The organism is Posidoniimonas corsicana, assembly GCF_007859765.1.
Taxonomy (GTDB): Bacteria; Planctomycetota; Planctomycetia; order Pirellulales; family Lacipirellulaceae; genus Posidoniimonas; species Posidoniimonas corsicana.
This window is the reverse complement of record NZ_SIHJ01000003.1, coordinates 211,033-237,316: the sequence shown is the minus strand read 5'-3', so window position 1 is coordinate 237,316 and position 26,284 is coordinate 211,033. Positions and strand designations below refer to the sequence as shown.

Below are 26,284 nucleotides of genomic sequence, written 5' to 3'. Positions count from 1 at the left end.
CCCACAAGAGTCATACTCACTTCGTCGGAGGCATCGAGGCTTTGAGCTTGTCGAACTGCAAACGCACACAAGCCCCCAAGAGTCGCACCAGTCAAAACCGGCACGATACGTAAGCCGGACTCGGGCATCGCTGGAGTTGCCGCACTAGCCTGCTGGGCGGTCGGTTGCGCTTCTCGAATCGAAAACTCCCGCCCACACTTTGGGCACTTGCCTCGCTCGCCGGTCGCCGACTCGGGCGCGGTGAGTCGTTTGCCGCACGCGCATTGGAGTTTGATCGCCATGGCTGGAACATGCTCCGTTGGTCAGGCGGAATCGTTCCGCCGCCTGCGCTGTTGGTTGGCGTCAGCGTTCGCGCTGTTTGCGGCTGAGCCGCGTTCCTGAGGCCCATTGTACCAGACGACTGGCAGAGGGGCGGAGACGTTCATCATGATGAACCACTTGCTGCTGAGGCAGGCCGAACTGATCGCATTGCGCTCCCGCTCGAAGTCAAAGAGGTTGCATCGGCCGCTGCGCCGGAGAGAACGTCCGAACTCGCTGAGGTTTTCACAACCTCGGTCAGTATCGGGGCCGCCAAACCTGCGTTGGATTCACCGTCCTGCACACCTTCCACAGGCGGTCGAGCCGGCGAATCGCGACCGCCCAGTCGCGGGCACAACCGCGCTAAGGGCGCCCTAGCCTCCCGCGAGTGAGTAGAACACGTCCGTCCGGAGCACGTACTTCTTGCCCGACGCGACCGGCAGCCCTTCGTTGTCGCTTGCGACAGGAAGCGTTCGAACTAAAGTCGGTGCTACCCGGCGCGCAGGTGTTTCACACCGATTCCGTTTTGAAAGCCTCCAACCTTGAGCGGTGGTCCAGACCACTGAAGCTGTCCCAGCGCACGGGTCGTGGTTAGAATGGAATCGCTACCTGGATAAGGTTCTGTCTAACGAGAATCTGGCTCGCGATCATGTCAGTGAGGTCAAAACTACTTCTCGGTGTTCAGGTCGCACTCGCGGCATGGTTCTCCATCGTTGCCGCCGAAGGCGGCCTCTCGCTGGAAGCGTTCGGGGTGTCGGTCGCCCGACTTGCGCACGACTGGATTGGCTTCACTGTCCTTGCTGTTGCCGTGGCTTCGTGCGTAGTCGCCTCGGTTGCACTGCTTGACCTGCTGCGGAGTCGTCGGAAGCCGAATGCCCTCATCGTGTTGCTGGCGTTTGGCACGGCGATTCTCGCCATCTCGCCCTTTGCCAACGCGCCTGATTCATTCAGTCTCAACGGCCGGCCTCCTACGATCGTTACTTATCCCGTATTCCTCTGGCTGGGCATTCTGTTTCTGATCTTGGTGTTTGCGAAGGCTGGTGCTCAGACGGGCGCCACGCCTACGCGCGACCGCGGGTAGGCACGCTGGACGGCGATGCAACAAGAAGCAGGCTAACCCGCTACCGGGTGTTAGCACGGCGCGCGGCTACGCACTAGCCAACTCTTGCCGGTGTGGCGACCGATGCGGCGTCGCGTGCGTTGATCGCAGAGCAGTGCGTCGCTTACTTGGAGATGGCAGTGAAGCCGTCGCGACCAAGCGTCCATTGGAACCCGCGGCCACCGCAGAGCAGCGCGAGGATCGCTGCTAGGCACACCGACGAGGGCTCGGGGGCGCTCGACAATGCCTCCCCCCCGCCGCCGTTGCTGAGCGAGGCGCCGAAGTTGGCGGCCCAGATCGCCCAGTCGCTCTGGCCCACGACGCCACCATCGCCGTTCCCAAACAGGGGGACGCCGTTCTCGATCTCGCCGAGGTTGTCGCGCCACACCGTGTAGTCCGCGGCGTCGACCACGCCGTCGCCATTGAAGTCGCCAGGCAGCGGGTTGAGCAGGCTGGCGATCTGCGACGAGTGCAGCGCGTAGTCGTAGATGCGGAAGTCGTCGATGCGGCCGTTGAACAGCGGGTCGTTCCACTGGCTCTTGCCGATGTAGTTCTGCGAGAAGCCGAACTCCTCCGGGTTGAGCCACACGTCGCCGGCGATGACCGGCTCGCCATTGAGGTACAGTACGGCCGTGTTTCCTCCCAGGGTCACCGCAACGTGCACCCACTCGTCGGTCGGCAACGGGTCGGTGGTTTCGAGGTAGTGCTCGCCGGCGGAACTGCCGGCCGAGATGGCGAACCGGACGCCGCCGTTGCCGCTGCGGGGCGTGAGGAACATGTACTCCTGGGGGAGGCCGGCGCTGGGGTTGCCGAAGTCGAAGATCCGCTGCCAGTCGAGGCCAGAGCCCGCGTTGCCGTCCCAGTTGACCCACGCGGAGACGGTGATCCCCTCGCTGTTGCCCACCCCGGCGGGCAGCGTGAGGTAGTCGTCGACGCCGTCCAGGTTGATCGCGTCGCCGACCTTCCCGGTAACGTAGCCCGGCCTGCCGGTCGGGGACGCGTGGTTGCCCGAGCCGCTGCTGTCGTTCGGGTTCGCGTCGAGGCCGTACCGCGCGACCACCGACTCGCTGAGGGCCGGGTTAGCGAGCACAAACCGCCACTTCTGGAAAGACCCCCGCATGAGGTCGTTCTGGTTGACGTTCGACGAGGAGGACTGCGCTGACAGGTACTTGTGGCTGTAGCCGTTGCGGAGGTGGAACGCGCCGTCGCCCGCCGGTTCGATGAACCACTGCCGCAGGTCGAACTCACCCTGGCCGTACTGCCAGACATTGCCGCCGTTGTTGAGTGAAAAGTCGCGGACCTCGGCGGAGCCGCCGCTGTTGGTGTTGAGCAACTGGTAGTAGCCGGTGGCCTCCTCGTTCTCGCTCTTTACGCCGTCTGTGCCGTCGTCGCTGACCCGCACGATGTCCCACGTCTGGCGGGCCAGGTTCGGCGAATCGTTGGCGAGCAGTGGCGCGACCTGGATGTTGATCCCGTCCCCCACCCCGCCGCCGGCGACCTCGAGGGCGCGGCCCTGCGCCAACTCCACGATCTTCCACCGGTGTCCGTCCAGCGCGGGCACGGCGGGTTCGTCGGCCTCGATCTCGACGTAGGAGCCGTGCGTGCTCTGCGCGGCGCGCATCGTGTACTCGCGCATCGGCCCGACGCCGTTGAAGTAGAGGTCCTGATCTGTGCTGATCACGCGGTAGGTCGAGGGGTCGCCCTGGTAGTCTCGCTCGAAGCCGCCCGCGAACGCCCGCACGGCGCCGTCGGCGTCACGGTACACGGCCGCCGCGGTGCTGTACGCGGGGTTCGGGTTCTCGGCGTACGCCAGGCGTTTTCCGTCGGCGATGGAGTTGACCAGCAGGCCGCGGGACAAGTAGTTCGGCCCCCAGAAGATGCCGCCCTGCATCCCGTAGTTGGCGCCGTAGAGCATCTCGGCGATGCTGTGGATCTCCGGGTTGTAGACCGTGTCGCCCTCGGCCTGCACCTGCTGGATGAAGTTCACGTAGTCGTCGCGTGATCCGGCGAGCGCGTGGGATGAGCCGTAGTCGGCGGGCCCCTTGACCACGCTCCACCACGATGGGAAGACGTTGGCGTTCAACGTGCTGGGGCCCACGAGCTTGACGCCGTCGAACGACGCGTCCGCCTTCATCGCGTTCATGACGTTGAGCAGGTTCTGCGGGGACCCCTGCTCTGGGTTGATCCCGGGGATGTCGAAGTCGGGCTCGTTGAACGGCTCGATCTCGGCGACCGTCCACCCTTGGCTCTGGATGTACGTCTGGGTGGCCCTTAGCAGGTCGACCCAGCGAGCCTCGTTCAATTGGCTGCCGCTGCGGTAGTAGGGATTGGTTCCGGCGGTGAGGCTCGGGTCCGATGGGACAGCGTCGCCGAGGTGCGGGACGATCGAGATCGGCTTGTCGCCCGCCAACGCGGCAAGCGAGAGCTGGTTGTCCAGCCGCGCCATGGAGAAGGGCCCGATGGACCCATTCGCCTGCAGCGCTTCGTCCGAGTAGAAGTTAACGCGCATCACGTCGATCTGATCCAGGCCGAGGTGCTGGATGCTCTGGCGCACGTTGTTGGCGCTGGGCCACGCGGTGTCGGCGCCCCAGTCGGTCATCGCCGTGGTCACGCCGGCGGACGAGTAGCTGAACGAGAGCGTCTGCGCCGTACAGCAACGCGAGGCCAATACCCCAGCGAGCGCCAGTGCAAGGAATCCACCCGTTCGCGCGCCTAAGAAGGTCATTCGAGGGGTCGTCCTGTGTTGAGCCAGCATTGCGCTACGCGGTAAAGGCATGGCCAGGGAGGAGCTTCCGGCCAGGTTCACCTCACAGCCCGGCGAAGGCGGTGTCGAGTTCGCCGGCGCTGAGGTCGGCGGGCGCCCACTCGCCGGCGTCTGTGTCGGCGGCGGCGGGCTCGCCGAGAGCCGCCCACGGGTCTTCTGCCGGGTCGGCCTGCGGGTCGAGCGTCAGCAGGAGATTCGGGTCGCCGGTCGGCAGCGGCGCGGCGGCGGTCTGGATGGCCGCGGGCGTGTCGGCGCCGCTGTCGGTGGATGGCTCCGCCGGCAGCGAGAACGCCATGCCCCGCGCGGTCGCGTCCTGCACCGGGATCGTGAGAACGGTGTAGGTCACCGCGCCGCGCGAGTCGGTCGCCGCGATGACGAACTCTTGCAGGCCCTGGTTGGCGGCGGTCGGGGTCCCCGAGAGCACGCCGGTCGAGGAGACCGTCAGCCACGCGGGGCCGTTGGCCTTGGCGTAGGTGACCGAGTCGCCGGCGTCCGGGTCGGTCGCCAGGCCGGCCACCGAATCGGAGAACGCCACGTTCCGAGTGGCCGGGCCGAGCGTCAGGGACGCGGCCGCGAACGCGGGCGGCGTGTTGGTCATCAGCGCGGCGATCTGGGCGCCGGTCAGCGCGTAGTCGGTGACCAGCACATCGTTCAGCCGGCCGTTGAAGAGGGGGTCGTTGGCGAACTGGGAATCGCCCAGGTAGTTGCGGGTCGGGTTGAAGTCGCTGGGCCGGATGGTCACGGAGTTGTTGGTCGCCGCCAGCGTACCGTTCACGTACAGCCTGGCCGAGCCGCCGCCCAGGGTCACCGCCACGTGCGTCCACTGGCCGACCGGCAGCGGGCTGGTCTGCACGACCTGCTCGCCGCCGCCGTCCTTGATGGCAAACCGCATCGACGAGCCGTTGGACGGCGTCAGGAACAGGTAGGACGACGTGTCGTTGCCGAAGTCGAAGATCCGCTGCCAGTTGCCGCCGCCGTCCCAGTTCACCCAGCCGGCGAAGGTGAACTCGTCGCCGCTGGCCACGCCCTCGGGCAGCTGCACGTAGTTCGTGGCGCCGTCCAGGTCGAGCACGACGCCCTGCTGGCGGTCGCCCTCGTAGTTGGCGAACCCCGCGACGTGGCCGTTGTAGCCGTAGCCCGAGTCGTCCAGCGCGTCGCCGTCGAAGGCGTACTGGGCGATGCCGCGGCCGGACGTTGGGCCGGGCGCGAGCACGTCCTGCACGAAGCCGACCGGCGACGCGTTGTCGTGGTACACCTGGCCCGCCGGGGTGAGGCTGCCGTCGGAGTAGGTCATCTCGCGGACGGCCTCGACGCGGCTGTAGATGGAGTACCGCTCGATCCACGGCGTGTTGTCCATCATGTCCGTGACGTCGGCCACCCACTGGGCGTTCTGCTGGTAGGTGGGGTCGGCGCCGCCGGTCCAGTTGGCGCCGTTGTTGAACTCGGTGATCCAGATCGGCAGCTGGTACCGGTCGTAGATGTCCCGGAGCCAGTTCTGCAACGACGCGGCGGAGTGGTTGGCCTGGTAGTTGTGGATGGCGATGTAGTCGACGCGCAGGTCGGCGGCGATCGCCTTGTCCATGAACTCGTAGAGCCACGCCTTGCCGCCGTCGGTCACGGCGGGCGAGCCGACGCGGAGGCCGGTGGCGAGCAGCTCGGGCCAGACGGCGATCGCGGCGTCGACCGAGCCGTTGTTCAGGGTCTGGTACGCGTCCTCCACCGGGTTGTCGGGCTCGTTGAAGCCCAGCAGGTGGGTCACGTCCGGCTTGTCGGTCGGGTAGCCCGGCCACCACCGCTGCTGGCGGATCGGCACGTACTCGTAGTCGAACGACGAGTCCTCGCTGTTGTTCCAGTTGTAGAACCAGGCGGCGTCGAGCGTCTCGGGGCCGATGTCCGACGCTCCCTTCTTCGCCACCCAGCGCCACGGGAACACCCGGATGAACTGCACCTCGTTGTCGTGCTCCTCGGGCAGCAGCGACACCTCGAGGTCAAAGTCCTGCGCCACGTAGACCTTGCTGTGCCGGGCGTTGGCGTCGGAGCCAATGGTCGCCATGTAGCCCCGCTTGAGCGTGAACGAGCTGACGTCCTGCTGCATCACGCCCAGCGCGCCGGGGTTGTTGTAGTAGGTGTACAGCCCGAACGACGCCGACTCGCCGGTGAACTGCGGGCCGGTGAACGCCTGCAGCGGCTGGAAGTCGTAGCCGTGGGGGATCACCACCGCGCCCAGCTCGTACTGCACCACGCGGACCGTGATGCCGTGGAACGCGGCCTTGCCGTTGACGCGGATCTGCGAGAGCAGCTCGGCGTTGACTTCCGAGGGCCTGAGGTTCGGGAAGAACAGCCAAGCGTCCGTGGAGTTCAGGCGGATCTCGCTGCCGCTGATCGGGTTCCCCGTGCCGGTGATGTGGAGCTGGGCGTCGCCGGTGAGCTCGATCGTGGTGTTCAGCAGCGTCCCGACCGACAGCGACTCGTCGTGCAGCTGCTGGTCGGCCGGGTCCTGCTGCCCGGCGCCCAGGTTGTCGCGCCACACGGTGTAGTCGGCCGCGTCCACGACGCCGTCGCCGTTGCCGTCGGCCGACAGGTTGGCGCCGGACATGCCGAACTGCAGCCGCCAGGTCGCGTGGTCCTCGTTGTCCACGACGCCGTTGTAGTCGTAGTCGCCGGGCAGCGCGTCAACGGCGGGCCCCTCCGCCGCGTGGGCGGCGATCTCGCCGGACGACAGCGCGTTGTCGTAGATGCGGACCTCGTCGATCAGGCCGGTGAACCCCGGGTCGCCGTCGAACAGCGAGCGGCCCAGGTAGTTCAGCGTGTCGTTGATCGAGTTGGCGGTGGTGCGGCCGCTAAGCGGCGACGACCCCACCTCCTGCCCGTCCATGTACAGCCGGAGCCGCCCGCCGCCGATCACCACCGCGGCCATGTGCTGGGCGCCGTCGTCCGAGGTCCCGGTGGTGACCACCACCTCGGACCCCGCGCTGGTGCGCATCGCGGCGCGGGAGTCGCCCGAGCCGCTCTGCTGAGTGAAGAACAGGTAGCTGTCGCCGGAGCTGCCGACCTGGTTGCCGATGTCGAACACCCGCGACCAGTTGGACGAGTTGGCAGCCGCGTACCAAACCTCGATCGTCGCGTCGTTCCCGACCAGGATGTCCGCCGGCAGCTGCACGTGCTGCACGGACGCGTCGTCGCCGCTGCTGATCCCGGAGTTCTGCAGCGCGAGTTTCTGGTCGACGATGCTGGCGCCGTTCACCAGCGTCCCGTGCGCCGCGCCCACCGAGTCGTTGGCCGTGCCGTCGTTGAACGTGTAGAGGTGCGTCAGGCTCAGCATGGCCCTGCCCTCGAGCGACTCGAAGGAGAGCCGCCGCCCGCTGGGGGCGGCGCCGTTGGACACCGAAGAGCGAAGCCGCTGCGTCATTTACTGAAGGTCCTGGGACGGCTTGGAGTGAGCAGCCGCGGCGCCAATCAGACTGGGCTGCCGCGGGCAGTGCCGATGGGAAGCAGTGCCGATGGGAATGTGACGGTGCGCACCGGGCGCGAGGCAGCCCGCGTGCGGCCGCCGTTGGTGCACGCGCCGAGCATCCGCGATTGGGAACGCCCAGCGGCGGGGACGAAGGATTACCTCCTGCGGGCAGCCGTTCCGTAGGCCGCCCGCCGACTAGGGGCATCCTCTCCTCATGATAGACAGCCACTCGAAAACAGGCGAGCAGATGTGTAACAGAAATTTATATCGCCACCCAGCCACTGTGGGATCAGCCGAGGACGCCGCGGGCAACCGCTCACCGCGCGCAACCCCAAGCTGCAGGGCGAGCGTCCGGACGCCTGGTCATCGTTGCCTAGCGACGCGAGAGCGAGGCCTGCGATTCGGATGCGGGAACCAGCTACACCCGCACCACCCACTTCAGGCGGTAGAACACCAGCATCACCGACCACCAGAACAGCACGGTGGCGACCGCCATGGCGAGCGACGCCGCCTCGCCGGGGCCGAGGTGCTCGACGAACAGGTGCTGGTACAGCCAGCCGTGCACGCTGAGGTCGCCGATGCGGAGCCGGGCGAGGGTGGCGGCTGTCAGCGAAGCCAGCACGAACGCGGTGATCGCGTTCACGCCGACCGCGGTGAACGCGGTCGCGATGACCTGCATCGCCTTTGATCGGGCGCCGAGCCAGTCGAACAACGCCAGGATGACAGTGAGCGTCAGCGTGCCCAAACCGGCGGTCAGCAGCACGAAGCTGCTGGTCCACAGCTTCTTGTTGATCGGCACGCCGCCGAACTCGGGGAACCAGGCGTCCCAGCCCACGCCGGCCGCGGTCAGCACGGCGCCGATGAGCGCCAGCGCCGCCAGCCGCCCCGCGCCGATCGGCCCCCACTGCAGGAACTTGCCTACCGCGTAGCCGAGCAGCACCGTGACGATCGACGGCAGCGTGCTCAGCAGGCCCTCGGGCTCGGTCGGCTCGCTGGTCGCGCGGGTGTACATGTGGTCCTTGCCCAGCACGGCGATGTCGACGGCGCGGGTCACGTTGCCCTCGGGCGAGAACCGCTCGGCGTAGTCCGCGGCCGCCGGCAGGTACATCAAGAGCGCCGCGTAGCCCAGCAGCATCGCCAGGCCCACGACGACGCGGAGCCACGGCTTGAGCAGCAGCACCACCACCGCGCCGCCGAAGTACGCCAGCCCGATCCGCTGCAGCACGCCCGGCAGGCGGAGCGTCTGGAGGCTGAACTCGCCCCGCCCCAGCGCGGCGCCCAGCAGGCTGCCGTACGCGTTGAGCAGCAGGCCCAGCGCGATCAGCGTGAGCGTCCGCCGCAAGATCCGCGGCCAGTCCGGCCTGACCGCCGGCTGCTCGGTCGGCTTGTACTTGCGGAAGGCGTAGTCCATCGCCATGCCGACGGTGACCGGCGTTGGCCCCTGCTTCTCATACTTCCGGAAGGCGTAGGCCATCGCCACGCCAACCATGAACAAGAAGAACGGGAAGATCAGGTCGGTCGGCGTCCAGCCGTGCCACGCGGCGTGCTCCAGCGGGTCGTAGATGGCGCCCCACGTGCCCGGGTTGTTGACCAGGATCATCGCCAGGATGGTGGCGCCCCGCATGACGTCGAGGGCCTGCAGGCGTTGCTTGGGGTCGGCGTTGGCCATACGTGTGACGCGTGACGTTCGACTTGCTGGGCGCCGCCGCCCGGTGGGCTGCGGCCGGCGGGGGCCCGGTGCGCGTGCTGCAATCCATGCCGCACGGAGCGGGCGCTCCGTCGGAGGGAATGATCGGCGGACTGGTGAGTCGGTTAGGTAGGGGTGGGGTGGCTGAGGCTACGCGTCGCCCATGCTGGTGCCGACGCTCCTCGCGGCGCGGACCCAGGGGTGGTCGGGCGGGACCAGTTTCTTGTTGCCGGCGACCTCGATGATCGGCACGGCCTCGGAGCCGTCGCCCCGGGCGGCCACCATGTAGCCGTACTTGCGTGCGTGCAGCAGCTCGGCGCACGCGGTTCCCAGCCTGGTGGCCAGCAGCCGGTCGGCGGCCGAGGGGGTGCCGCCCCGCTGCAGGTGGCCCAGGATGGTGAGCCGCGACTCCAGGCCGGTCATCTCCTCCAACTGGTGCGTCAGCTTGAGCGTGTGGTCCACGTGCTCCTTGTGGAAGTCCTCGAGCTGCTGCGAGGCTTTCTTCTTTTCTTCTTTGGTCTCGGCGCTGCTCTTCGCGGCGGCCAGCTCGTCGATGGTCTTGGCCTGCTCGACGGTCATCGTGCCCTCGGCCACCGCGACGATGCTAAACCGCTTGCCACGCCGCGCACGGGCGTTGATCGCCTCGGCGACGTACTCGATCGAGTAGGGGATCTCGGGGATCAGGATCACGTCGGCGCCGCCGGCGATGCCGGCGCCGAGCGCCAGCCAGCCGGCGCGGTGGCCCATCAGCTCGACCACGATGATGCGGTGGTGGCTGGTGGCGGTGGAGTGCAGTCGGTCGATCGCCTCGGTGGCGATGCCGAGCGCCGTGTCGAATCCGAACGACACGTCGGTCAGGCCGATGTCGTTGTCGATGGTCTTGGGGAGCGACACCACGTTGAGGCCCGCCTCCTGCAGCCGCAGCGCGTTCTTCTGCGTGCCGCCGCCGCCGATGCAGACCACGCAGTCCAGGCCGTGCCGCTCGTACGTCTTGACGATGGCGTCGGTCATGTCCTCGGTGCGGTCGCCGATGGGCATCTTGTGGGGCTTGTCGCGGCTGGCGCCCAGCAGCGTGCCGCCGTCGGTCAGGATGCCCGAGAGCTGGTCCGCAGTGATCCGCAGGATGCGGTCCAGGGCCAGGCCGCGGAAGCCGTCCCTGAAGCCGATGACCGACATCTCGTACTGGTCGACCGCGGCCTTGCCGAGCCCGCGGATCGCGGCGTTAAGCCCGGGGCAGTCGCCGCCGCTGGTGAGGACTCCGATGCACTGCTGGCTCGCCATAACTCGGGTTTCGGGTTTCGGGCTCTGGTTTCGGGGTTCGCTCGGCCGCCAGCGACCATGTTAGCCGCGACCGGGAAGGGTTGCGAGGTGCGAGCAACAAACCGCGACCACTTCTACCCGAGCCGCTGCCGGCGGAAGCGGGCGGTTGTGCGTCGGCTACGCAGGTTCGCTCCGTGCGCCCGATCGCCAACGGACCTCGTCGATGGTTGCTGCGAGAGGGCTCGAGGAAACTACGGGCTACGCGGTTCCCGCTACCCCACCGAGAGCCCACGGTCGACCGCCGCCTGTTCGCGGGTGTAGACCGCCAGGACGGACTCGAAGGTCTCGCGGTTGATCTTCCACGCCGGGTCGGTGTCCTTGTGGGCGCTGCAGTGGGTGGAGATCAGGCGGAACAGGAACTTGAACAGGTGCCGCGGCGTGCGGAGCGAGCGGAACGCGTCCAGCAGCCGCTCGTCGGACACGTCTGCGGAGATCATCTCGCGGATGGTGGGCGACGGGTCGGCGTCGCTGCAGGCGGCGATGCGGTCGTTGGTCAGGTCCCACAGCGCCTCGCCGGTCCAGTCGAGCGAGGGCACCATGTTCTGCTTGTCCAGCCGCGACCGCTGGTGGAAGTCGCGGTCCTCGCGGTGAACGTGCTCGGCCAGCTCGGACGGCAGCAGCAGCTTCAGACCGATGCCCGGCTGCTTGAGGAACTTGTTGTCGAGCATGGACCACACCAGGTCGCGCATCAGCTCGGCCTTGCCGTTGAGCAGGTGCGGCTCGTCCACGCGGTCCACCAGCACCACCACGCCGGTCACGCCCAGCGCCCGCAGCACGCCCTGCAGCTTGCCGAGCAGCTCGTAGCGGTCGTCGGTGCGGTTCTTGTCGGGCAGCGGCTGGTTGAGCAGGTCGCGCGACGCGAACGACATCAGCAGCTCGCGGATGCTGCCGGCGTCGCGGCGGAGCACCCGCAGGTGCTTGGAAACCTTGCCGGCCATCCAGCGGCGGCGGGCCCACTTGTAGACCCAGGGCAGCCAGCCGAAGGCGACCGCCAGGTAGACCCACGGCGCCGATAGCCAGCCCCAGTTGCTGGTGGCGATCATCGCGCCCACGGCGATCGCGGTGACCGCCAGGCCGACGAGCGCCTCGCCCCAGGCGCTTGCCGCGCCGTAGCCGACCGCCCGCTTCAGCCGCTTCCAGCGGACCGTGAACGGTTCGGCGGTGGAGTTGTCGTAGCAGGCGGCCAGGAGCAACAGGTCGCGCTTCTGCGAGCGGTCCAGCGCGTTCTTGAACTGCGTCGCGCCGGGGCTGGGACGCAGCCGGTTGGCCTCCGGCCCGTCGCGGTGCGGCGAGTCGAGCAGGTGGTCCACCAGGTCGGTCACGCCGAGCGACAGGATGGCGTCCATGTGGTCCCACAGCTTCCACTCCGCCAGCACCTTGGCCGGGTCGCGCTGCTTGCGGGCGCTCAGGCGGTCGGCGAACCGGTCGAGGAACGGGTTGAAGTCGTCGTACTCGATGACCCACAGCCGGCCCTGCTTGACCTCCTTGTTGTGGCTGGCCAGCTGCCCGATCACCTGCAGCCGCATGGCGGTCTTGCCGGCGCCCTTCTCGCCGAACACGATCGACGTGGCCGGGTCGGTCGGCTCGCCGAACACCTTGTCCCACGCGGGGTGGAACGTGGTGCCGCGGCACTTCGACTTGAACACCGGGTCGGTCTGGGCGTCCTCCTCGGTGAACGGGTTGGACGTGACGCCGTGGTGCTTGAGGAATTGGTCGGTGCGCATGCTGCGGGCGGGGCCGGAGGATCGTCGGGTTTCGGCTAGGGAGGGAGTCTTGTAATTGTAGGTCGTCGGCCGCTTGTCCGCCGCGCCCCCGGCGGAATCCCTTGCCACGGGAACCGGCAATTCCCGTATAATTGGAGCATGGACGAAGCCGCCAATCCACCGCCACTCAAGCTCACCCCCAAGTACGGCTACTACCCGCACTGGCCGCAGGACGGGGACGACTGGGTCCACCCCGAGGACGTCGCGCTAGCGCGGTCGCATTTCCCCAGCCAGCGGATCTGGCGCCGCGACGAGGAGTCGGGCGCCTACCACACGATCCGCTACGGAGACTTGACGCTGCGGGTCAAGTCGGCCCTGTGGCAGGAGGTTGCCAAGCCGGACTACGAGATCGGCGACCTGGTCGAGGTCCGCACCCGGCTGATGCGCAACGAGGCCCACACCGGCCGCGTCGCCGAGGTGCAGTGGGACGACTACCAGGGCCAGGTCGTCTACCACATCCAGGAGAACGACCGCCACCTCCCCAACAAGTACACGTCCGCCGACCTCAAGCCGGTCGACCCGGCCGAGGGCCGCGAGTTCAGCCGCCTCCCCTCCGACACGCCCGAGGCGACCGAGGGCGTCGACGAGCTGACCGAGGGGCTGCCGAAGGACGACAAGTTCGGCGGGCCCTGGGTGTAGTGTCGGTGACCGAAACTTCCAATCGGTTGCGACTGCGGCCCTTTGACTACGCACTGCTCTTCGTAGCAGCGGCTTCCGGGGCCGTGGTGTTGGCCGCGTTTGCAGACCGCGGTCCGTGGCGCACAACGCTTCGGTTTCACGTCGATGGAATGCCGACGGCGGGCGCGACCATCATCCTGGGCAGCGGCACATGCAAGGCGGACGCTAACGGTGAGGTCCAGATACTGAGAAACGGTGAAGAACCGTTCGCGTATTTCGTCACCTTGCCCGACGGCGCCACCTATGTTGGGGAGGTCAGAGGACACGGGAGTTACGAAGTCTATTTCTCCGATAAGGGGGTCCGCACCGTCACCAGCACCAATCATGGGATCTTCCGGGTGAAGAGCGAAACAACTAGCGTTAAGACGCCGGCAGAGCTCCTACGGCAACTTGAATCTGGCGAGATCAGCGAGCGCGAGTTCTTCCGCCAGCACCCGCGGCCGATTCCGAATGAGCAGCGTTGACTACAGCACCACGGACGCCCCGTCGCATGACGACCTTGCAATCGTCGACGAGGGCCTCGGCGCGGCGAACGAGCAGGCGGCCCCGCTGGGTGAGGTGCGACCGCTGGCCTGCTTCGCGCGGTCCGAGGGGCGGGTCATCGCCGGCGCGATCGGCCGCACGTGGGGCCCCGCCTGCGAGCTGCAGCAGCTGTGGGTCGCGCCGCATCGCCGCCGCCAGGGGATCGCGAGCCGGCTGGTCCGCGAGTTCGAAGCCGCCGCAGCACGACGCGGGTGCACGTCGGTGTTCCTCGAGACCTTCAGCTTCCAGGCGCCCGAGCTCTACCTGCGGCTAGGCTACGAAGTGAAGCACGAGCTGACGGTCTACCCCCACGGCGTGGTCCGGTACACGCTGCTGCGAGAGCTGCCTGCAGCAGATCCACAGGCTCAGTAGCCGACGGATTACATCCGTCGGAGAACCCGGTGAAAGGTCGACCGGCCAGGGAAAGCATCGCCCCGGGGCGTCCGATGGATGTAATCCATCGGCTAGCGGGTCCTCTGCGACGAGTCGGTAGGGTGCATGAAATGCACCAACGACCCCACCACACCGCGATGGTGCATTGCATGCACCCTACAAGCCACATGCTGCTGCCCCGCGCTACATGGCCTGCAGGTAATCACACAGCACGCCGATGTTCTCGCAGAACGCGCCGCTCGATACGTACCGCTCGCCGGCGGCAAACTCCGGCTGGCCCTTGTGGCGGCCGCCGCTGTTGACGCTCACCCACCGGCCCTGGTCGTCGAGCTCGCCGATGACCCGCCGCGCCCGCTCCGCCAGCGCGGCGGGGTTGGGTTGGGGCGGGCCGTCGCCCGACGCGGCGCGTTCGTGCTTCTTCCGCAGCGACTCGAGCCGCGACGGGATCTTCCACGCGTAGTGGCTGGGCAGCCGGTCGTCGTTGTAGGTCAGCGTGTACTGCCGGCCGTTGCGCTGCATGTACAGCGGGCGGTTGGTGCGCAGCTCGTAGTAGCGCGACAGGCGCCCGTCCGGCAGCACCGACGACTCGAGGTAGTCGAGCGCCGCGGGGATGGGCGCCAGGTACTTGTCGTCGCCGGTGACGCGGTGGATCAGCAGCAGCGTCTCGATCGCTTCTTGCGTTTCGTCGCTGGCGATGGCGGGGGGCTCGAACGCGCGGGCCCAGACGGGCCGCATCTGGTAGTTGTACTGCTGGGCCCAGCCACGCTGCGGCGCCGGCATCTGGGCGAGGATCAGGAAGTCGCCTAGCTTGCGGAGCGCGGCCTCGTAGTCGGGCTCGCCATAGACCTCGTGGGCGGCGGCCAGCGCCTGGGCGGCGTAGCCGCACACGTTGTCGTTCAGCGTGTAGAGGTCCCAGTACTCCTTGACGCGGTGCTCGGTGCGCCAGTCGTAGTCCGGGTAGCCGGCCGGGACGACCGGGTGCGGCTCGACCGGCCCGCTCCACACCTGGGGGAACGCGCCGTTGGGGAACTGGGCCGTGAGCAGCGCGGCCAACGCCCGCCGCGAGGCGTCGTGGACCGGCTTGTCGGCGAAGCCGAACGCCTGGTCGGCGCGGGCCATGAAGCGGATGGCGGTCTGGGTCTGCCCGTCGTCGAGCGACGAGCGGCCCTCGGTCCGGTCGCGCGCCCCGGAGAACGGCTCGCCGCGCATCCGCCCGGCGATGTCGAACGCGCGGGGCCACCCGCCGGTGGCCATCTGCCCGTTGACCATCGCGCCGGCGGTCTCGCGGGCGGCATCGAGGTAGAACTTGTCACCGGTAGCGCGAAACGCGCGGAGCATCGCCAGCCCTACGCTCGGCGTGCTGGGTGGCTCGACCCAGACGAGCGACTCGCCGGCCGGCCCCTCGCCCCACCGCTGCTGCGTGTCGAGCGAGTAGTGGTACACGCACCCGCCGTGCAGCGCGTGCGTGCCACGGAAGTACCGCGCCGCCGACTTGATGGCGGCAAGCGTCTGGGCGCGGCTGGGCGGTTCGGCCACAGCAATGTTCGTGAGCTGCAGAAAGAGGAGCAGTGCAAGCGCGACGCGGGTGCACACGGAGTGGGGCCAGCGCATCGATCGGCCTCGGAGGGGGGAAGAGGGAACCCCCGAGGTTAGCACAACACGGCGCGGCAAAGCAAAGTCGCGCCCACTCCAGCCGACAGATTACATCTGTCGGAGAACTCGGAGTTGGGTCGACTCGTACAGCAGAGCGTTACCCGGAGCATCCGATGGATGTAATCCATCGGCTACTACGTTGGGGTCGCTTGCGGCCGCCGGCTATTTACCGCGCGCCACGGCCTGTTCTTCCAGGCCCAGCCGCTTCATCTTCTTGTAGAGCGTGGTGCGGTTGATGCCCAGCTCGTCGGCGGTCTGGTTGCGGTTCCAGTCGTTCTTCTCGAGCACCTCGCGGATGATCTGCCGCTCGGGGCCCTCGAGCGCCTCCTTGAGGGTCTTGCCGCTGAAGCTGGCCGGCGCGGTCAGGCCGCCGCCCACGCGCATCTCGGGGGGCAGGTCGATGGTGTCGATCATCTCGCCCTTGCCCAGCAGCGCCGATCGCTCCACCACGTTCTGCAGCTCCCGCACGTTGCCGGGCCAGCCGTAGCTCTGCATCGTGGCGATCGCCTCGTCGGTGAAGCCCTTCACGTCGCGGCCGGAGTCCTCGCAGACCTCCTGCAAGAACTTCTGCGCGAGCACGGGCACGTCGCTCACGCGGCTGCGGAGCGGCGGCAACTCGATGTTGATCACGTTGATCCGGTAGTACAGGTCCTGCCGGAACGTGCCCTCCGCGACGTTCTTCGCCAGGTCCTCGTTGGTGGCCAGGATCACCCGCACGTCGACGGTGTGGGTCTCGCTGCCGCCGACCGGCTCGAAGGCCAGCTCCTGCAGCACCCGCAGCAGCTTGACCTGCATGGCGGGCGTGGCGGTGCCGATCTCGTCCAGGAAGATCGTGCCGCCGTCGGCCTGCAGGAACTTGCCGGTCTTGTTGGCGGTCGCGCCGGTGAAGGCGCCGGCCACGTGGCCGAACAGCTCGCTCTCCAGCAGGTTCTCGGGCAGCGCGCCGCAGGCGACCTCAACGAACGGCCCGTTCGCGCGGCTGCTGCGCCGGTGGATGGCGCGGGCGATCAGGCTCTTGCCGGTGCCGCTCTCGCCGGTCACCAGCACCGTGGCGCGGGTGTCGGCGATGGACTCGACCATGTCGAACACCTTGACCATCCGCGGGTCGGCGCCGACCACGCCGCTCAGGCCGTACTTCTTCTCGAGCTCGGCCTTCAGGCTGTTGTTCTCTTCGACGACTTTGCGTTGCGACAACGCCCGCTCGATCGACATCAAGAGCTCGTCGTCCATGAGCGGCTTGGTGAGGTAGTCGAACGCGCCGGCGCGGACCGCCTCGATGGCGGAGTCTGGGGTGCCGTAGCCGGTGAGCAGGATGACCTGCGTCTGCGGCCACTGGCGGAGCGACCGCTCCAACAGGTCGAAGCCGTCGCCGTCCTGCAGCCGGATGTCCGACAGCAAGAGGTCGTATGCGCCGGCGCCCATGCGCTCCAGAGCGTCCGAGTAGCCGCCGGCCGTGTCGAGGTCGAAGCCCTGGTCGCGTAGCCAGTCGGCCATCGACTCGAGAACCTGACGGTCGTCGTCTACCAGGAGCAGCTTGGGCGAAGCGGTCATTGCAGCGGGCGGGGTCGGGCAGGCGGGTCGGCGCGGGGAGGTCCCACGCGGCGTTCGCTGCAAAAGTAGGTCGCCCCGGCCGCCGTGCGATGAGAAAAAGCGACAACGTCGCGGCGGTGCAGCAACCGCGGCGGTTGGGTTGCTCCGGTTGCGCCGGGTGGCATGTCAAATAGAGTTGACATCCGCAATTGTCTAGTTTATGTTACACACGTTGGTTTCGCTTCGCCCCTAGTTGGAGTGGTCCGATGAACGCTGGTGAGAAGATCGCTTGGTTGGAGCTGGTCACAAGCCTGTCCGCGATAGCCGCCGTGACCGCGTTGTACCCCTGGCTGGGCAACGGCGCGACCGGCGCCTTCGGGCTGCTAGGCCTGCTGGGCGCGGCCGCCCTGTTCACCAACAAGCGCGGGGCGGCGGTCGTGCTGGACGAGCGCGACAGCGTCATCCACCAGCGGGGCCTGCGACTGGGGGTATTCACCGGCTGGATGCTCGGCTTCATGGGGATGATCGCCATCGTGCTGTGGGCCTCCTCCCAGCGAGAGCCGGCCGTGCCCGTGGCGTGGCTCACCTGGCTGGTGTGGGTGCAGTTCGCCGTGTGCTACGCGGTGAAGGGGTTCGTTGAGGTCCGCAGCTACCGGGGCGCCGGGCATGCCTCGTAAAGCGGAACCGCGGCTGCAGAACCGGGTGCGCGAGCTGCGCGGCGAACGCGCAGGGATGACGCAGCAGCAACTGGCCGACGAGGTGGGCGTGACGCGGCAGACGATCATCGCGCTCGAGAAGGGCGCGTACACCCCTTCGCTGGCGCTGGCGCTGCGCATCGCCAAGCTGTTCGACGAGCCGACCGACGAGGTGTTCTACCTGGAGGACTGAGGCCGCGCGGTCGGCCTCTGGCGGTTTCTCCGCCCGCAAGGCAGGATAGAACGCATGTCGTTCGAGCACCTCCGCCACAAGCCGCCCGCCCGATTGCAGCGCCCCCGCGAGCTGCTGCTGGTCTGCGCGCCGCTGCGGAGCAACGTGAACCTGTCGCGGATCTTCCGCGCGGCGGGCTGCTGCGGGGTGGAGCGGATCATCGCCACCGGGCGGGCGAAGCTCGACGCGGAGATCGCCCGTGACGCCGCCGAGACCGTCCGGCTGGAGGTCAAGCGGAGCCTGCCGCCGGTGCTCAAGTCGCTGCGTGAGGAGGGCTACCGGCTGGTCGGGCTGGAGCAGACCACCGACTCGACCGACCTGCACCACTACGAGTTCCAGCGCCGCACCGCGCTGGTGATCGGCAACGAGCGGACCGGCCTCACCGACGACGCCCTGGCCCTGCTGCACGACGTGGTGGAGATCCCGGTGTGGGGCATGCCGCACAGCTACAACGTCGCGACCGCTACCGCGATGGCCCTGTACGAGTACTGCCGTCAGTTCCCCGCCGGCTGATGTGGGTTCCACGGTGGGCTTCGGCAGGCTTAGCTTCTATAGTGCCTCCGACCGCCCGCCCCGCCCTACCGAGGACCACATGCCGCACGACCACCGACTCGAGCAACTCCGCCAGGCCATCGAGCCCCACCGCCTGGCGCTGCTCGAGCACTCGCTCTACGAATCCATCGACCAGCTGCCCGCGCTGCGGGTGTTCATGCAGCACCACGTGTACGCGGTGTGGGACTTCATGTCGCTGCTCAAGCGGCTGCAGGCCGACCTCACGGGCGCCAGCCAGCCTTGGCTGCCGCCGGCCGACCCGCTCTCGGCGCGGCTGATCAACGAGATCGTGCTCGGTGAGGAGACCGACGAGCGGCCCGACCACGGCTACGCCAGCCACTACGACCTGTACCTCTCGGCGATGCGCGCCTGCGGCGCCGATTGCGGGCCGATCGAGAGCCTGGTCGAACGGCTCCGCGGCGGCCAGCTGGTCCGCGACGCGCTGGCGGACGGGTCGGTAGAGCCGGGCGTGGCCGAGTTTGTCGGCGCGACCTTCGACCTGGTCGAGCACGGGGCGACGCACGAGGTCGCCGCGGCGTTCACGTTCGGGCGGGAGGACCTGCTGCCGGACGTGTTCCGGCAGATCGTCGCGAATGTGAACCGCGCCGATGGGGGGCTGGACGAGTTCGAGTACTACCTCGGCCGGCACATCGAGCTCGACGGCGACCACCACGGCCCGATGGCCGAGCGGCTGGTGGCCTCGGTCTGCCAGGGCAGCGACGACAAGTGGCGCGAGGCCGAGCGGGCGGCCGTGGGCACGCTGCGGGCGCGGCTCGCGCTGTGGGACAGCGTCTGTACGCGGATCCGGCAGGGGCAACCGGCCTAACCCGACGCCCGGCCCGGCGGGATTCGCGCTGTGGCCGTGATTGCCGCTTTGTCCCGGCGTCCACGGCTGCCTAGAATAGGACCATTCCGACCAAGACCGGCGCGGGGGTTCTATTCAGCTATGAGCGACGCCAGAGAGTCCCGCCGCGAGCGGGCCGCCGCGATGGACGCGACCATCGAGCGCAACGCCGATATCGTCCGCCGCAGCCGTCGCCAGCGCAGCTTCCTCAAGGTGCTTGGCCTGTCGCTCCCCGTGCGGATGGACGACGTCAAGCAGGCGTTCCGCGAGAAGGCCCGCGAGACCCACCCCGATCACAACGGCAGCGCCGAGGCGTTCCGCGAGGTGCAGCAGGCGTTCGACGAGGCGGTGGAGTACGCCAAGAAGAACGAGAAGCGGCTGCCGTGGCTCGGTGCGCAGCTGCCGATGTACGTCGCGCAGCGGGAGGTGATCGAGCTGGTCGAGCAGTGGGGCGGCGCGATCGACCTGCAGCAGCTCGACTGGCTGGAGGACACGGTCGGCGTCGACTTCTCGCAGCTCGCCGACCGGCTCCGCGGCATCGACCTTACCGACCGCCCGGTCGGCGACGCCGAGCTGAGCGAGCTGATGGCGAACGCCGACGGCGTCGCCTATCTGGAAACGCTGCGGCTGGCCGGAACCAAGGTCACCGACCAGGGCATCCTGGCTGTGACCCTCGCGCCGAGCCTGCGGCACATCGACCTGCGGCGGACGCCCGTCTCGCAGCACGCGCGGAACGAGCTAGCAAAGTTCCGCCGCTTCGATGAGGTGGAGGGCGCCAGCCGCGGGCTGTTCGGCTGGGTGCGGGGCCTGTTCGGCTAGGGCGACAAATGGCCGGCGAGTCCGGCGCCACACCGCGGCGGCGGTGTTATAAGCCCTGCACGCACCACGGTGCGGAGAAAGAAAGTCGCCGCGCCTGTAGACTGCCGCCGGCTGCCGCCGTTTCTCGGCCCGTGCTTCCCGACGCCCAGTCACCATCGCGTTGCTGGCGTCGCCCCCCTACCGACGCCCAGTCACCGTCGCCCAGTAAACGAAAGCCGATATGCTACGCCTGAAGTCGACCACCACCTGGTTCCTCGCCTCGCTGCTGCTAGCTGCCTGTGTGGTCGCCCAACCGCCGGGCTTCGACGGTCCCCCTGGCGGCCGCCCCGGCGGCCGCGGCTTCGGCGGCCCGATGGGCGGCCCCGACATGGAGCTCGTCGCCAAGCACGACGCCAACCACGACGGCTGGCTCAACAGCCAGGAACGCGCCGAGGCCCGCAAGGAGCTCGCCGACCGCCCGCAACGCGGCCGGGGCCCGGGCGGGCGCGGCCGGTTCGGCCGCGGTGATCAGCAGCCGCCCCAGCCCGGCCCGCAGGTGGCGCCCGCCGACGCGGAGATCTTCCCCGACGCCGAGCTGTACGACACGTCGGTCCTGCGGACGTTCTTCTTCGAGTTCGAGGACGACGACTGGGAGCAGCAGATGGCGGCCTTCAAGCCGACCGACGTCGAGGTTCCGGCGCGGCTGACTGTCGACGGCAAGGTGTACGAGAACGTGGGCGTTGGATTCCGCGGCGCGTCGTCGTTCATGATGGTGCCGGAGGGACGCAAGCGTTCGCTCAACGTGTCGATCGACATGGCGGACAAGGACCAGCGGCTCTACGGCCACAAGTCGCTCAACCTGCTCAACTGCAACGGCGACCCGTCGCTCATGAGCACGCTGCTCTACTCACACATCGCCCGCGAGCACCTCCCGGCGCCCAGGGCCAACCTGGCCCGCGTGGTGATCAACGGCGAGTTCTGGGGCGTGTACGCCAACGTGCAGCAGTTCAACAAGGTGTTCCTGAAGGAGAACTTCGACCCGTCCAAGGGCACCCGCTGGAAGGTGCCCGGCAGCCCCCGCGGCGACGGCGGCCTCCGCTACACCGGCGACGACCTGGCCGACTACAAGCAGCGGTACGAGATGAAGTCCGACGACGGCGACGAGGAGTGGCAGGCGCTGGTCGAGCTCTGCCGCGTGCTGAACGAAACGCCGCTCGACAACCTGCAGGAGAAGCTCAGCCCGATCCTCGACATTAATCAGACGCTGTGGTTCCTAGCGCTCGACGTGGCGCTGGTGAACAGCGACGGCTACTGGACCCGCGCCAGCGACTACAGCCTGTTCCGCGACGCCAACGGCGTGTTCCACACCATCCCGCACGACATGAACGAGGCGATGCAGGCGCACGGCGGACGCGGCGGGCCGGGAGGAGGCCGCGGGTTCGGACCGCCGCCGGGCTTCGGGCCGCCCCCCGGGTTTGATCCCCAGGCCGGGCCGCCCGAAGGCTTTGGCCCACCGCCCGGGTTCGGTCCTCCGCCCGAGCAGTTCGCCCAACGCGACGACGACGAGGGCGGCCGTCAGCGGCGGCCGCGCGGCGAGGGGCGGGACGACCGCCGCGGCGACCGCCAGCGCGGTGATGACCGCGGGGGCCGGCGCGGACGCGGCTTCGGCGGCGGCCCCGGTCACGGCGGCCCCGACCTGGACCCGCTGGTCGGCCTGGACAACGACCGCACCCCGCTCCGCAGCCGCCTGCTGGCCGTCCCCGAACTCCGCGAGCGGTACCTGGGCTACGTCCGCGAGATCGCCGAGAAGCAGCTCGACTGGAACCAGATCGGCAAGCTGGTCGCGCAGCAGCGCGAGCTGGTTGCCGACTCGGTGAAGGTCGACACCCGCGGGCTCAGCGACTTCGCCGCCTTCGAGCGGTCCACCTCGCCCGAAGCGGGCGCCGAGGGCACGCTGCGCAGTTTCTTCGACGCCCGCCGCGAGTTCCTGCTGAACTACAAGGCCCCCACCGTCGCCCGGAACTAGCGGCCGCCGCGTCGTTCCCACCGCCAGACGGGACCGTCATCGGGGTCGATGACCTCGCCGACACACTCGAAGCCGCACTTGGTGAGCACGCGCGTCGACGCGTTCTCCTCCGGCAGCGTGTGCGCCCTGACCACCCTCACCCCGCCCTGCCCCGCCGCGTACGCGGCCAACGCCCGGGCGGACTCGGTGGCGTAGCCCTGGCCCTGCCAGTCGGGTTCGACCTGGTAGGCGATCTCCACTGCCCCCTCGGCCGAGGGCGGGCCCTTGAAGCCGCACGATCCGATCACCATGTCCGAGTCGCGCTGAACCATCCGGAACCCGTGAACCCACGGGTCGGCCTCGTCGGCCGCCTCGACCAGCGCCAGCCACTCGGCCGACAGCTGGGCCCGGATCTCGGGGCCCAGCTCGTCGATCCAGTCACGGGTGGCTTCCGCCGAATCGAGCACGAGCCTCAGACGTTCGGTGTCGAGGATGAGGTCGGTCATGTCGTGGCCTTTGGTTGTCAGCCGCGTGTCTCGAATGCCGCTCCGCAAGCCCGTCACCCCTAATCACCTACAGCCGCTCGTACTGCGTCCACGCGATGTGCGTCTGGGCCTCACCTTTCGCACGGCTGATCACAAGCGTGGTCGAGGACGTATCGGTGGTGACCTGGATGATCTGAATCGCCACGGGACGTTCGGCCGAGTCGCTGTGATAGGTGACCGACCGCGGGAACGCCGCGCCGGCCGGTTCGCTATGCTTGCCGCCGTCTGGCGGGGTGAGCATCGCAGTGTAGTAGGCCACCACTTCCGCAAACGAGTCGGCGGTGGTCATCACGGTGCGACACTGCCCCGAGGGCGTCGTGCGTTTCCCTTGGGCGTCCTTTGTCGCGGCGTCACTCATAACCGACTCGAGGATCTTGGCGTCGGGGTACCGCCACTCGAAGATCCGGGCCAAGAGCGTCTTTGGCTCTTCTGCGGGCAAAGCGGCCGCGGCCAGCATCGCCAGCACGAGATAAGTGGTCCGCAGCATGAGGAGCCTCCGGTGTTGCCGAGGAGCGTGCAATCGCAGCCTAGAGTGGGACGCGGGTGGCGGCCAAAAGGTTCAGCTCGATCCAGCATCTCCGGGCGGATCCTACCACATCCCGGGTGAGACTATCGGGTCACTCCGTGAACTCCTGCCCGTGCCGCGCGAGCATCGAGGTCACAGCGTACCGCCACGCAGCGAGGTGGATCGATAGCCATACAAACACTCCAAGCATGGCTTTTAACGACACGCGTCGCTTGCTCAGTGGGTCTCCGGCAAGGCAATCCCAACCCGCCCAGGCGTAGCAGACCAACGCCAACGGCGCCGCCCAGATAGTCGAACCATAGAAGTAGGCCGGGATCGTGACAAAGAACGTTGCGATCGCCACCACAAAGAACAAACCGTAGAGCATCGACTCCCAGGGAGGACCATTTGATGACACGCGGGTGCAAGCAACCCACGGGAGAGTTCCCAGGAAGAACACAATCGGCGCGATCGCCAACAGGATGATGAAGCTTCCTGACCCCGACGTTTGTTGGTCCACGCCCACTGCCCAGAGCACGGCGAGCACGAGCCAATTCGCCATACCCGTGTAAACTCCGATGCGCACCCAAAGATCGCCGCGGCGGGTGCTGGGCGCCCAAGCAATCCGCGCCGCGCTTACGCACCCGGCCACGACCAATGGGTAGACGAACGCCAAGTTCGGCCATTGGAGCAGCAGCAATGCGTAGTCCGCCCGACTGCCTGTCTGCCTCCTCAGCCGGAACCAGCTGTAGGTCGCCATGAAGAACAGGTAACAGGGAGGCACAAAGACCCCCCAATACATGATCGCGGCGCAGCGGAAGGTCGTTCGAAACGGAACCACCGGCGCGGGTATTGTGTCGGCTTCGCTCTCCACGGTCGCTCGGCAGGAGTTGCGGGCGGGTTGAACTTCGATGCGGCCCGCGCGTGCTGTCCCACGACGCGACGGCTGACCGCACCGTTATACCCCGCCCGCCAGCCGTTGGGCGGCAATCCCTTCCGGATGGCGGTCCGGCCGACTTTAGCCAGCCGAAAGCCCAATTGAGGCTGACAACGGCCCCGGTGATTGGTCGATAAGGGGAATCGTGTTTTCCGCCGGCGCGGGCCCGACGCCGCCACTGGGCTTGCCCGGGCCCGCGGACTCCACTAAACGAGACGCACGAAAATAGCGGGGTGGGGCAATCCGGCCCGGTCCGGCGGCCCCTCACCGTTGTGGCGGATAGGGGAGCGGGATATAATCCGGGGCTTGATATTATCCATCCCCCCCAATCCTCCAAACCCTCCATCCGCCCGCCAGCGGCCCTCGCGACGTCAAGAGAACCCTGCCCATGCGATTCTGGTTGATTGACGCCATCGAAGAGTTTGTGCCCGGCGAGCGCATGGTGACGTCGAAGAACGTCTCGTACAGCGAGGAGTACCTGCAGGACCACTTCCCCGAGTTCCCGGTGCTGCCGGGCGTGTTCATGCTCGAGGCCGCGACCCAGTCGGCCGCGTGGCTGCTGCGGCTGTCGGACGACTTCCAGCACACGATCGTCGCGCTCAAAGAGGCGCGCAACGTCAAGTACGCGGACTTCGTGTCGCCGGGCAGCAAGCTGACCATCACGGCCGAAGTGAACAAAGTGGAGGGCCGCGAGGTCGGCTTCAAGGTGACCGGCAAGGTCGACGAGGGGACCTCGCTGAGCGGCCGCCTGGTGCTGGAGCGCTACTGCCTGGCCGACGACGACCCCGCGCAGGCCGAGTCGGACGGGCGCCTGCGGACCTCGCTGCGTAAGTGGTCCAAGGCGATCGTCACCCCAGAGATGCAGGCCGCGCTCGCCAACAGCTAGCAACGCCGGCGCCCGGGGCCGCCGCAACCACCCCGCCAAGCCTTTACGGCACGGGCCCCGCCCGGCCGATCCGAGTACAGAACCCAGTCAGACCGGAGAACGATTACGATGCCCACGCAAGAAGAGATCTTTGAGAAGGTTCAAGAAGCCTTGGTCGACGCCCTGGGCGTTGAAGAGGACGAGGTGACGCCGGAGGCCAAGCTGCAGGCCGACCTGGACGCCGAGAGCATCGACTTCCTGGACATCGTGTTCCGCCTGGAGAAGGCGTTCGACATCAAGATCGAGCGCGGCGAGCTGTTCCCCGAGGACATCCTGACCGACGCCTCCTACGTGCAGGACGGCAAGGTCACGCCCGAGGGCCTGACCAAGCTGAAGGAGCGGATGCCGTTCGCCGACCTGTCCGCCTTCGAGTCGGACCCGGTCGTGCAGAACCTGGGCAAGCAGCTCACCGTGCAGGACATGTGCCGCTTCGTCGAGCACAAGCTGAGCAAGTAGCGCCGGCCGGTCCGATCCCCCGGCGCACGCCGGGGGCCAGGGCCAACGCGGGCCGCCAACCACTAGCCACTAGCCACCAACCACCCCTTCCTCCCATGCGCTGGTTCTGGGTCGATCGATTCACGGAGTACGTGGCGGGCTCGCACGCGGTGGGGCACAAGGGTGTCTCGCTGAGCGAGGAGCACCTGCACGACCACTGGGAGTCGTACCCGGTGATGCCCAACACGCTGATCGCCGAGGGCATGGCCCAGACGGCCGGCCTGCTGGTCAGCGAGCTGTACGACTTCAAGGAGCTGGTGGTGCTGGCCAAGTTCACCCGGCTGGAGTTCGACGGCCTGGTCCGCCCCGGCGACACCATCACCTACCGCGCCGAGGTGGGCGCCACCAAGGAGGTGGGCGCCCAGGCGACCGTGGTCGGCACGGTGGGCGACCGCCAGCAGGCCCGGGCGGAGATCTTCTTCGCCCGCATGCAGGCCGGCGCGGCCACCGCGCAGGGCCTGCCGAGCCGGCTGTTCGACCCAGAGGACCTGGCCCACTGGCTGCAGATCACCGACGTGTTCAAGGTCGGCAGGCACGAGGACGGCAGCCCCATGACGCCCGGCGACTACGGCCTGCCGTCGTACGCGTGAG

23 protein-coding genes are annotated in these 26,284 nt (G+C 68.1%); 13 read left to right on the top strand and 10 right to left on the bottom strand.

Going from position 1 to position 26,284, the window contains the following annotated elements; genetic code table 11:
- The first annotated feature begins 946 nt into the window (after positions 1 to 946).
- On the top strand, positions 947 to 1,378 hold the full coding sequence (locus tag KOR34_RS20345; protein ID WP_146567668.1) for a hypothetical protein: 432 nt from the start codon (positions 947 to 949) through the stop codon (positions 1,376 to 1,378).
- 142 nt (positions 1,379 to 1,520) lie between these two features.
- On the opposite strand, the gene KOR34_RS20340 is transcribed toward KOR34_RS20345, so the two are convergent.
- The 5 genes from KOR34_RS20340 to KOR34_RS20320 form a co-directional block, all read right to left on the bottom strand.
- Entirely contained in the window at positions 1,521 to 4,121 is a 2,601-nt protein-coding gene (locus KOR34_RS20340; protein ID WP_197531622.1) for a LamG-like jellyroll fold domain-containing protein, read from the bottom strand.
- An 82-nt stretch (positions 4,122 to 4,203) separates the two neighbouring features.
- Positions 4,204 to 7,569: a LamG-like jellyroll fold domain-containing protein gene (locus KOR34_RS20335; protein WP_146567664.1), complete on the bottom strand. Its 3,366-nt coding sequence runs from the start codon at positions 7,567 to 7,569 to the stop codon at positions 4,204 to 4,206.
- A gap of 463 nt (positions 7,570 to 8,032) precedes the next feature.
- Positions 8,033 to 9,283: an acyltransferase family protein gene (locus tag KOR34_RS20330; protein ID WP_146567662.1), complete on the bottom strand. Its 1,251-nt coding sequence runs from the start codon at positions 9,281 to 9,283 to the stop codon at positions 8,033 to 8,035.
- 168 nt (positions 9,284 to 9,451) lie between these two features.
- A complete protein-coding gene (locus tag KOR34_RS20325) occupies positions 9,452 to 10,582 on the bottom strand; it encodes a 6-phosphofructokinase (protein ID WP_146567660.1) in 1,131 nt (376 codons plus the stop codon).
- Between the two features lie 251 nt (positions 10,583 to 10,833).
- Positions 10,834 to 12,345, bottom strand: a complete 1,512-nt coding sequence (locus KOR34_RS20320; RefSeq protein ID WP_146567658.1) for a hypothetical protein — start codon at positions 12,343 to 12,345, stop codon at positions 10,834 to 10,836.
- Between the two features lie 138 nt (positions 12,346 to 12,483).
- Between KOR34_RS20320 and KOR34_RS20315 the strand changes: the two genes are divergently transcribed.
- The 3 genes from KOR34_RS20315 to KOR34_RS20305 are packed head-to-tail and all read left to right on the top strand — an operon-like array spanning position 12,484 to position 13,956.
- Entirely contained in the window at positions 12,484 to 13,023 is a 540-nt protein-coding gene (locus tag KOR34_RS20315) for a DUF6960 family protein (protein ID WP_146567656.1), read from the top strand.
- Positions 13,024 to 13,028: 5 nt separating this feature from the next.
- Complete coding sequence (locus KOR34_RS20310; protein WP_146567654.1) at positions 13,029 to 13,526, top strand: hypothetical protein; 498 nt, start codon at positions 13,029 to 13,031, stop codon at positions 13,524 to 13,526.
- Positions 13,513 to 13,956, top strand: coding sequence for a GNAT family N-acetyltransferase (locus tag KOR34_RS20305; RefSeq protein ID WP_146567652.1), 444 nt, complete (start codon positions 13,513 to 13,515; stop codon positions 13,954 to 13,956). The genes KOR34_RS20310 and KOR34_RS20305 overlap by 14 nt, the downstream gene beginning before the upstream one ends.
- A 204-nt stretch (positions 13,957 to 14,160) precedes the next feature.
- On the opposite strand, the gene KOR34_RS20300 is transcribed toward KOR34_RS20305, so the two are convergent.
- Positions 14,161 to 15,588, bottom strand: a complete 1,428-nt coding sequence (locus tag KOR34_RS20300; protein WP_146567651.1) for a pectate lyase — start codon at positions 15,586 to 15,588, stop codon at positions 14,161 to 14,163.
- Positions 15,589 to 15,792: 204 nt separating this feature from the next.
- A complete protein-coding gene (locus KOR34_RS20295; protein WP_146567649.1) occupies positions 15,793 to 17,181 on the bottom strand; it encodes a sigma-54-dependent transcriptional regulator in 1,389 nt (462 codons plus the stop codon).
- Between the two features lie 245 nt (positions 17,182 to 17,426).
- On the opposite strand from KOR34_RS20295, the gene KOR34_RS20290 reads away from it, so the two are divergent.
- The 6 genes from KOR34_RS20290 (at position 17,427) to KOR34_RS20265 (ending at position 22,307) form a co-directional block, all read left to right on the top strand.
- Positions 17,427 to 17,837, top strand: a complete 411-nt coding sequence (locus KOR34_RS20290) for a hypothetical protein (RefSeq protein WP_146567647.1) — start codon at positions 17,427 to 17,429, stop codon at positions 17,835 to 17,837.
- Positions 17,827 to 18,048 (top strand): helix-turn-helix transcriptional regulator, encoded by a 222-nt coding sequence (locus KOR34_RS20285; protein ID WP_146567645.1) that lies wholly within the window; start codon positions 17,827 to 17,829, stop codon positions 18,046 to 18,048. Before KOR34_RS20290 ends, KOR34_RS20285 begins: the two co-directional genes overlap by 11 nt.
- Positions 18,049 to 18,102: 54 nt before the next feature.
- Positions 18,103 to 18,600 carry a TrmH family RNA methyltransferase gene (locus KOR34_RS20280; RefSeq protein ID WP_146567643.1) on the top strand — a complete coding sequence of 166 codons (498 nt, stop codon included), beginning with the start codon at positions 18,103 to 18,105 and terminating at the stop codon, positions 18,598 to 18,600.
- Between the two features lie 79 nt (positions 18,601 to 18,679).
- Positions 18,680 to 19,465 (top strand): DUF3050 domain-containing protein, encoded by a 786-nt coding sequence (locus KOR34_RS20275; protein WP_146567641.1) that lies wholly within the window; start codon positions 18,680 to 18,682, stop codon positions 19,463 to 19,465.
- Between the two features lie 120 nt (positions 19,466 to 19,585).
- Complete coding sequence (locus tag KOR34_RS20270) at positions 19,586 to 20,302, top strand: J domain-containing protein (RefSeq protein ID WP_146567639.1); 717 nt, start codon at positions 19,586 to 19,588, stop codon at positions 20,300 to 20,302.
- A gap of 220 nt (positions 20,303 to 20,522) precedes the next feature.
- Positions 20,523 to 22,307, top strand: coding sequence for a CotH kinase family protein (locus KOR34_RS20265; protein WP_146567637.1), 1,785 nt, complete (start codon positions 20,523 to 20,525; stop codon positions 22,305 to 22,307).
- On the opposite strand, the gene KOR34_RS20260 is transcribed toward KOR34_RS20265, so the two are convergent.
- The 3 genes from KOR34_RS20260 to KOR34_RS20250 all read right to left on the bottom strand — a co-directional run bounded on the left by KOR34_RS20260 (position 22,304) and on the right by KOR34_RS20250 (position 24,210).
- Positions 22,304 to 22,792, bottom strand: coding sequence for a GNAT family N-acetyltransferase (locus KOR34_RS20260; protein ID WP_146567635.1), 489 nt, complete (start codon positions 22,790 to 22,792; stop codon positions 22,304 to 22,306). The two genes, KOR34_RS20265 and KOR34_RS20260, sit on opposite strands and share 4 nt — an antisense overlap.
- Before the next feature lie 67 nt (positions 22,793 to 22,859).
- Positions 22,860 to 23,318 carry a hypothetical protein gene (locus KOR34_RS20255; protein WP_146567633.1) on the bottom strand — a complete coding sequence of 153 codons (459 nt, stop codon included), beginning with the start codon at positions 23,316 to 23,318 and terminating at the stop codon, positions 22,860 to 22,862.
- A gap of 130 nt (positions 23,319 to 23,448) precedes the next feature.
- Positions 23,449 to 24,210, bottom strand: a complete 762-nt coding sequence (locus tag KOR34_RS20250; RefSeq protein ID WP_146567631.1) for a hypothetical protein — start codon at positions 24,208 to 24,210, stop codon at positions 23,449 to 23,451.
- Between the two features lie 451 nt (positions 24,211 to 24,661).
- Between KOR34_RS20250 and KOR34_RS20245 the strand changes: the two genes are divergently transcribed.
- The 3 genes from KOR34_RS20245 (at position 24,662) to KOR34_RS20235 (ending at position 26,283) form a co-directional block, all read left to right on the top strand.
- On the top strand, positions 24,662 to 25,159 hold the full coding sequence (locus KOR34_RS20245) for a 3-hydroxyacyl-ACP dehydratase FabZ family protein (RefSeq protein WP_146567629.1): 498 nt from the start codon (positions 24,662 to 24,664) through the stop codon (positions 25,157 to 25,159).
- Between the two features lie 108 nt (positions 25,160 to 25,267).
- A complete protein-coding gene (locus KOR34_RS20240; RefSeq protein WP_146567627.1) occupies positions 25,268 to 25,654 on the top strand; it encodes an acyl carrier protein in 387 nt (128 codons plus the stop codon).
- A 95-nt stretch (positions 25,655 to 25,749) separates the two neighbouring features.
- The gene (locus KOR34_RS20235; RefSeq protein WP_146567625.1) at positions 25,750 to 26,283 is read left to right on the top strand and encodes a 3-hydroxyacyl-ACP dehydratase FabZ family protein; all 534 of its coding nucleotides are present in this window, start codon (positions 25,750 to 25,752) and stop codon (positions 26,281 to 26,283) included.
- Position 26,284: the final 1 nt, after the last annotated feature.

What these genes read in the sequence shown, in the direction of transcription:
- KOR34_RS20345 (WP_146567668.1), top strand. Translation starts at nt 947, where the DNA reads ATGTCAGTGAGGTCAAAACTACTTCTCGGTGTTCAGGTCGCACTCGCG.
- KOR34_RS20340 (WP_197531622.1), bottom strand. Translation starts at nt 4,121, where the DNA reads ATGACCTTCTTAGGCGCGCGAACGGGTGGATTCCTTGCACTGGCGCTC.
- KOR34_RS20335 (WP_146567664.1), bottom strand. Translation starts at nt 7,569, where the DNA reads ATGACGCAGCGGCTTCGCTCTTCGGTGTCCAACGGCGCCGCCCCCAGC.
- KOR34_RS20330 (WP_146567662.1), bottom strand. Translation starts at nt 9,283, where the DNA reads ATGGCCAACGCCGACCCCAAGCAACGCCTGCAGGCCCTCGACGTCATG.
- KOR34_RS20325 (WP_146567660.1), bottom strand. Translation starts at nt 10,582, where the DNA reads ATGGCGAGCCAGCAGTGCATCGGAGTCCTCACCAGCGGCGGCGACTGC.
- KOR34_RS20320 (WP_146567658.1), bottom strand. Translation starts at nt 12,345, where the DNA reads ATGCGCACCGACCAATTCCTCAAGCACCACGGCGTCACGTCCAACCCG.
- KOR34_RS20315 (WP_146567656.1), top strand. Translation starts at nt 12,484, where the DNA reads ATGGACGAAGCCGCCAATCCACCGCCACTCAAGCTCACCCCCAAGTAC.
- KOR34_RS20305 (WP_146567652.1), top strand. Translation starts at nt 13,513, where the DNA reads ATGAGCAGCGTTGACTACAGCACCACGGACGCCCCGTCGCATGACGAC.
- KOR34_RS20300 (WP_146567651.1), bottom strand. Translation starts at nt 15,588, where the DNA reads ATGCGCTGGCCCCACTCCGTGTGCACCCGCGTCGCGCTTGCACTGCTC.
- KOR34_RS20295 (WP_146567649.1), bottom strand. Translation starts at nt 17,181, where the DNA reads ATGACCGCTTCGCCCAAGCTGCTCCTGGTAGACGACGACCGTCAGGTT.
- KOR34_RS20290 (WP_146567647.1), top strand. Translation starts at nt 17,427, where the DNA reads ATGAACGCTGGTGAGAAGATCGCTTGGTTGGAGCTGGTCACAAGCCTG.
- KOR34_RS20285 (WP_146567645.1), top strand. Translation starts at nt 17,827, where the DNA reads ATGCCTCGTAAAGCGGAACCGCGGCTGCAGAACCGGGTGCGCGAGCTG.
- KOR34_RS20280 (WP_146567643.1), top strand. Translation starts at nt 18,103, where the DNA reads ATGTCGTTCGAGCACCTCCGCCACAAGCCGCCCGCCCGATTGCAGCGC.
- KOR34_RS20275 (WP_146567641.1), top strand. Translation starts at nt 18,680, where the DNA reads ATGCCGCACGACCACCGACTCGAGCAACTCCGCCAGGCCATCGAGCCC.
- KOR34_RS20270 (WP_146567639.1), top strand. Translation starts at nt 19,586, where the DNA reads ATGAGCGACGCCAGAGAGTCCCGCCGCGAGCGGGCCGCCGCGATGGAC.
- KOR34_RS20265 (WP_146567637.1), top strand. Translation starts at nt 20,523, where the DNA reads ATGCTACGCCTGAAGTCGACCACCACCTGGTTCCTCGCCTCGCTGCTG.
- KOR34_RS20260 (WP_146567635.1), bottom strand. Translation starts at nt 22,792, where the DNA reads ATGACCGACCTCATCCTCGACACCGAACGTCTGAGGCTCGTGCTCGAT.
- KOR34_RS20255 (WP_146567633.1), bottom strand. Translation starts at nt 23,318, where the DNA reads ATGCTGCGGACCACTTATCTCGTGCTGGCGATGCTGGCCGCGGCCGCT.
- KOR34_RS20245 (WP_146567629.1), top strand. Translation starts at nt 24,662, where the DNA reads ATGCGATTCTGGTTGATTGACGCCATCGAAGAGTTTGTGCCCGGCGAG.
- KOR34_RS20240 (WP_146567627.1), top strand. Translation starts at nt 25,268, where the DNA reads ATGCCCACGCAAGAAGAGATCTTTGAGAAGGTTCAAGAAGCCTTGGTC.
- KOR34_RS20235 (WP_146567625.1), top strand. Translation starts at nt 25,750, where the DNA reads ATGCGCTGGTTCTGGGTCGATCGATTCACGGAGTACGTGGCGGGCTCG.